We start from the raw sequence: 5223 nt of genomic DNA on the forward strand, positions 1-5223 counted from the left end.
CGTCATATGCTGTTTAACCAGCGTCTGATATCGGCGGGTAAGGCGAGAGTCAATCCCGCCAACAGATAGGTTGAAATCATTCTGCAAAGTAATAACAGGTATCACGATAAATGTGTAGATACCTATGGTTCGAGGCGCAGCATCGGGGGACTGGCGATAACCCGCTGCTGGGTCTGATAGCCATCGGTGCCATTGCGCTGTTGCCAGCCGAACACCCTGACCTGAATGAGCGTGGTACCGGTACCGCGGTTCTCCACCCATAATTCCGAGGCTTTCTGCGCGGCGGTAATCACCGGATCCACCGGCCAGATAAGGACCGCATTTCCCGCCCGCGCCGCGCCGCCGACCTGCAGGCTGGCAACCGTCAGCCACATTCCCAGGCGCCTCAAAGCGCGACCTCTACCTGCTCCTGTCATTATCCACTGCTCCTTAACTGCCCCCGGCTCCCGCGCCGACGGTCACTCGCCAGCGCCCGGTCGGCGCACGGCGCACATTACCATGACAGCGTCACCGTCAGGGTATCGGTATAGGTCCCCGACGGTGACATCCCCGACAATTGCAGCGCGCCATAGACCGGCAGCACAATATGATTGGCGTCGCTATAAGATAGCGACACATCCTGCCCCACCGGAATGGCGTTGGCGGGGGTCAAACCGGCATCGCTGTAAAGCCGGTAACCGATAAGCTCCGTGCCGCCGACACGCTGTAAGTTACGCTGGCGGGTATAATGGCTGCCGCCATCGATACGCATATTCAGCGTGGTACCCGGCGAACAGGCCAGCGAAAACGCCGTATTCTGCACCATGCTCGCGGTAAATAGCCGTCTGTCGCTGCCGGCCTGGCTGCCGAAATCCAGCTTGCCAATGGTGGGGCCGCCGTTTATCAGACAGCCGGCGACCACCGTCGCCGCGACCTGAAAGCTCTGGCTGGGCAGCGCCGCTGCCCGAAAAGGCACGATGCCGACCAGCAGTAGCCACAGGCCCCATCGGTTTGCCGAACTCTTGTTTACGCGTTCTCGCCACTTACCCTGGCGCAAAATTTAGTAGGTAACCTGCACATTGATAACATCGGCATAGGTTCCGGCAGGAATGCTGGTGCTGTTGCCTCCGCCGGTGATGCGGCCATAAATCGGATAGATTTCGCCATTAACCGGATCCGAGGTGGACGCGGCGGTCAGATTAGTGCCGTTGGCGATAGCGGAGGTGAACCCGGCGTCGTTGTACAGGGTATAGGCCACCGCTTGCGTTGGATCGGTGGTCAACGTCATGTAATGGGCGTTGGCGGTCACGGTACCATACGGCGTATTGGAGGGTGCAGGGTTGCTGCTGCCGGTGATCTGCACAATATAGGACGCGGCGCCATCCGAACAACGCACGCGGATACCGTCGCCGATGGCGCCGCTCATAGTGGCCTCAAGGGTGTCGAAGGCTGCGGCATGGGTGCCGAAATCCAGATTGCCGAAATTGGCATTGGTGGTGGCAGGGTCGCCATTGATCAAGCAACCGTTAGTCAAAGTGAGCGTGGCGTTAATCGTACCGGTAGCTTCGGCGGCGTGCGCCGAATAACAGCAGAAAACGCCGGCCAGGCAGCCGACAGCCAAAAGCGTCTTAGTCATAATCATCCTCGAACATGATGAAGTGAACGATGCTTTTCGCCTGGTGAAAACAAAGAATATGCCGAAAGGGTCACTCCGCGCCGGAAGGCGGGCGCAACCGTATGTGACGAGTCGTTATCGCTGCATCATTGCCGCCAACACAGCTTTATTTAAGCAGAGTTTTTCCATTGAGCAAGACATAGGATATTTTTTTCTCTTGCGACCGCCGAACCCCCTACTGCGGGTGAAGGCAAGTCAGACGGCGCGGCGCCGTAAAACCTTACCGCGCCGGGCATGGCTGTATTAAAAACCCTGTTCGGCAATATCCAGGGCGAAATAGCTGAGAATGATATCCGCCCCGGCACGTTTAATCGCGCCCAAGGTTTCGCGTACGATTTGGCGTTCGTCAATGGCGCCGGCGCCGGCGGCAAATTTAATCATGGCGTATTCGCCGCTCACTTGATACGCCGCCAGCGGTAAATGGGTCGCCTCGCGGATATCGCGAATGGTGTCCAAAAAGGCGCCGGCCGGCTTCACCATCAGCGCATCGGCCCCCTCTTGTTCATCCAACAGCGACTCGCGTATCGCTTCGCGGCGGTTCATCGGGTTCATTTGATAGGTTTTGCGATTACCCTTCAGGGCGGTGCCCCCGGCTTCGCGAAACGGACCATAAAAGGCCGAGGCAAACTTGGTGGAATACGCCATCACGGCGGTGTCGATAAAGCCGGCGCCGTCCAACGCGGCGCGTATCGCCTGCACCTGCCCGTCCATCGCCGCCGACGGGGCGATAAAATCCGCGCCGGCGCGCGCCGCCGCCACCGCCTGACGCCCCAAATTCATAAGCGTCGCGTCATTGTCGACCCCGTTGCCGTGCATCACGCCACAGTGACCATGGGTGGTGTATTCGCAAAAGCAGGTGTCGGACATGACAATCATTTCCGGCGCCGTGTCTTTACAAATGCGCGCCATTCGCGCGACTAAACCGTTCTCTTGCCAGGTATCGCTGCCGATATCATCCAAATGATGGGAAATGCCGAAGGTCATGACGGATTGAATGCCCGCTTTAGCGTAGCGCTCGATTTCAAAAGCCAGGCGCGCTTCCGGTATTCTGACCACGCCCGGCATGGCGGATACCGGCACATAGTCGCTAACCCCCTCTTCGACGAAGATAGGCAGCACCAAATCGCTGAGTTGCACGTCGGTTTCCTGGAACAGCGCGCGCAAAGCAGGGGTACGGCGCAAACGGCGTGGGCGTGAAACGGGATAAACACTGGACATTTTTTCTCCTGCGGGTGCTGAGGCAACGATTGCGGCGAAATGGCCGGACCAAGGAAAATGCGCATGACATTTGGCTCGGCCAGGACAAAACAGGCAATCACCTTAAAGATGGCTTCGGCATTGTGCGAAACGATGACTGATTATACCGCGCGGACAGCCAGCACGGCATATCTCATTGTGCGGCACCGTTTGGGTCAACCTCCGGCGGCGCGCCAGGTTCTGTTATAATGGCAATCCGGTGACTAATACGGCACCGAATGAACGCCAACGGCCCGCTATAACAGGCGATAGTAAAGGAAACGCGTTGCTCTATTATAAGTCAACCCAGCGCAAGTGCAATGGCCGCGCCAGACAGCGGACGCCGCGCCTAAGCCGCGGGTGCCTCAGGCAAGCGAGACCCATGGCGGAGCTATGCCATTAACAAAATTGACGTTATGCTGCTTATTTGCCGCCGGCACGCTAACCTGTGGTACAGAGCGCGACGGCCACCGCCGTGCCAACATGTATCCGGCGCCGGGTTGTTATTGCCGGCGCATCACTGAAAGAGGCTTCTGATGTCCGCCGTGAAATTAGCCTTACGCCAGATTAGTCGCCGTTTCGGCACGCTCACCGCCCTGGCGCCAACGGACCTGGAAGTGCAGCAAGGGGAATTTATTTGTCTCGTCGGCCCCTCCGGCTGCGGTAAAAGTACGCTGTTTAATGTCATTTCTGGCGTATTGGCCCCCGACAGCGGCCAGGTTCTGATCGACGGTCGTGATGTGACCGGCAGCAGCGGCCACGTAGGCTATATGCTGCAAAAGGATCTGCTGCTGCCTTGGAAGACGGTCATCGACAACATTGTGCTGGGCGCGACGGTCAACGGCGGCGCCAGTCGGGCGCAGCGCGCGCAGGGTGTCGCCCTGGCTAGACGCTACGGACTGGGGGAGTTTATCAACCACTACCCCGCCGCGCTGTCCGGCGGCATGCGCCAGCGGGTGGCGCTGATGCGTACCCTGGCGATGGAGCACGATATCATGCTGCTCGATGAGCCGTTCGGCGCGCTGGATGCGCAAACCCGGCTCGCCATGCAGCAATGGTTATTGCAGGTGTGGTCCGAGCAGCGCCGAACGGTGGTGTTTATCACCCATGATATCGATGAAGCCATCATGCTGGCGGATCGGGTGGTGGTCATGACGCCGCGACCGGGGCGCATTGCCGCCCAATTGCCGGTGCCCGTGCCGCGACCGCGCTCCGTCGTCACGCTTACCGACCCAAGCTTTATCGCGCTGAAGGGGCAAATCCTGTCGATGATTTATCACGACTCGACCACGGAGTTTGCAACGCATGAAAATCCTGCCTAAGGGGTTAATCACGGTAGGCGGTCCGCTCATTGCCCTGTTGCTGGTCATCGCTATCTGGGCTGCGGCGGTCCGTTGGTGGGACATCCCGCCTTATGTTCTCCCCTCGCCGGCGCTGACCTGGGCGCATATTCTGGCGGACTTGCCGGTGTTGCTGGACGGATTCCGGCAAACTTTCTGCACTTTCCTTTTAGGCTTCGCGCTGGGCGCCGGCGCCGGCGCCGGCTTTACCTTCGCGGTGATCATGGACGCCGTGCCCTGGGTACGCAGCGTATTATATCCGATGCTGATTGCCAGCCAGGCCGTGCCCATCATTGCCATATCGGCGGCGCTGACGATTTGGCTGGGTTTCGGCCTGGCGCCCAAGCTGGTCATCGTCGCGCTGGTGGTGTTTTTCCCGGTCGTGGTCAATGTGCTGGACGGTCTCGGTTCCGTCGACAGAGACAGTCTGAATCTGGTGCGCGCCATGGGCGGCAGCCGGCTCGGTGTTTTTCGCCATGTCAAACTGCCGGCCACTTATACGCCGCTGTTTTCCGCCCTGAAGCTGTCCGCGACCTTCAGCGTGACCGGCGCGGTTATCGGTGAGTGGACGGCCTCAACCAGCGGCGGACTGGGGGCCTATTTGCTTCAGGCCAACTCGCGCTTGAATACCGCCGGCACCTTTGCCGCTATTGCCTTCCTGGCGCTGCTGGGGGTAGTGAGCTTCCTGATGGTGCTGGCATTGGAATATCTGGTCACCCCCTGGTGAATAACCCCGAGTTTATTAGAGAGTAATTTTGGCAATACTACGCCGCTTCCTCTGATGCTAATTGCAAAGCGTAATAGTTCATTTCGGCTTCAGTAGGAGGGATGTAACCCAGCCGCCCGAGCAGCCTTCTGTTGTTGTACCAGTCCACCCAGTCCAGCGTGGCCAACTCCACTTCCGTCCGGTTTTTCCAGCTCCCGCGGTGGATAACCTCCGTTTTGTACAACCCGTTGATACTCTCTGCCATCGCATTATCGTAGGAGTCGCCG

At 58.9% G+C, this 5223-nt stretch carries 7 protein-coding genes; 2 read left to right on the plus strand and 5 right to left on the minus strand.

Translation table 11 applies throughout. The annotated features are described in order from the left end of the window. Positions 1–122: 122 nt before the first annotated feature. The 4 genes from CINSTRO3249_RS12460 to hemB form a co-directional block, all read right to left on the minus strand. Positions 123–374: a fimbrial biogenesis chaperone gene (locus CINSTRO3249_RS12460; protein ID WP_074013518.1), complete on the minus strand. Its 252-nt coding sequence runs from the start codon at positions 372–374 to the stop codon at positions 123–125. 119 nt (positions 375–493) lie between these two features. Continuing rightward, complete coding sequence (locus CINSTRO3249_RS12465; protein WP_254304364.1) at positions 494–955, minus strand: Csu type fimbrial protein; 462 nt, start codon at positions 953–955, stop codon at positions 494–496. 84 nt (positions 956–1039) lie between these two features. Further along, complete coding sequence (locus CINSTRO3249_RS12470) at positions 1040–1615, minus strand: Csu type fimbrial protein (RefSeq protein ID WP_074013523.1); 576 nt, start codon at positions 1613–1615, stop codon at positions 1040–1042. A gap of 282 nt (positions 1616–1897) precedes the next feature. Beyond that, positions 1898–2872, minus strand: coding sequence for a porphobilinogen synthase (hemB, locus tag CINSTRO3249_RS12475; protein ID WP_074013519.1), 975 nt, complete (start codon positions 2870–2872; stop codon positions 1898–1900). Between the two features lie 554 nt (positions 2873–3426). Between hemB and CINSTRO3249_RS12480 the strand changes: the two genes are divergently transcribed. After that, positions 3427–4212, plus strand: coding sequence for an ABC transporter ATP-binding protein (locus tag CINSTRO3249_RS12480; protein ID WP_074013520.1), 786 nt, complete (start codon positions 3427–3429; stop codon positions 4210–4212). Continuing rightward, positions 4196–4957: an ABC transporter permease gene (locus CINSTRO3249_RS12485; protein WP_074013521.1), complete on the plus strand. Its 762-nt coding sequence runs from the start codon at positions 4196–4198 to the stop codon at positions 4955–4957. The genes CINSTRO3249_RS12480 and CINSTRO3249_RS12485 overlap by 17 nt, the downstream gene beginning before the upstream one ends. 37 nt (positions 4958–4994) lie before the next feature. On the opposite strand, the gene CINSTRO3249_RS12490 is transcribed toward CINSTRO3249_RS12485, so the two are convergent. Beyond that, a partial coding sequence (locus CINSTRO3249_RS12490) for an integrase core domain-containing protein (RefSeq protein WP_143146879.1) occupies positions 4995–5223 on the minus strand: 229 nt, incomplete at its 5' end.

This window comes from Candidatus Sodalis sp. SoCistrobi (assembly GCF_900143145.1).
In the GTDB taxonomy this organism is placed as follows: domain Bacteria; phylum Pseudomonadota; class Gammaproteobacteria; order Enterobacterales; family Enterobacteriaceae; genus SoCistrobi.

Coding starts and splice junctions, on each gene's coding strand:
- CINSTRO3249_RS12485 (WP_074013521.1), top strand. CDS start 4,196: ATGAAAATCCTGCCTAAGGGGTTAATCACGGTAGGCGGTCCGCTCATT.
- CINSTRO3249_RS12460 (WP_074013518.1), bottom strand. CDS start 374: ATGTGGCTGACGGTTGCCAGCCTGCAGGTCGGCGGCGCGGCGCGGGCG.
- CINSTRO3249_RS12470 (WP_074013523.1), bottom strand. CDS start 1,615: ATGACTAAGACGCTTTTGGCTGTCGGCTGCCTGGCCGGCGTTTTCTGC.
- hemB (WP_074013519.1), bottom strand. CDS start 2,872: ATGTCCAGTGTTTATCCCGTTTCACGCCCACGCCGTTTGCGCCGTACC.
- CINSTRO3249_RS12480 (WP_074013520.1), top strand. CDS start 3,427: ATGTCCGCCGTGAAATTAGCCTTACGCCAGATTAGTCGCCGTTTCGGC.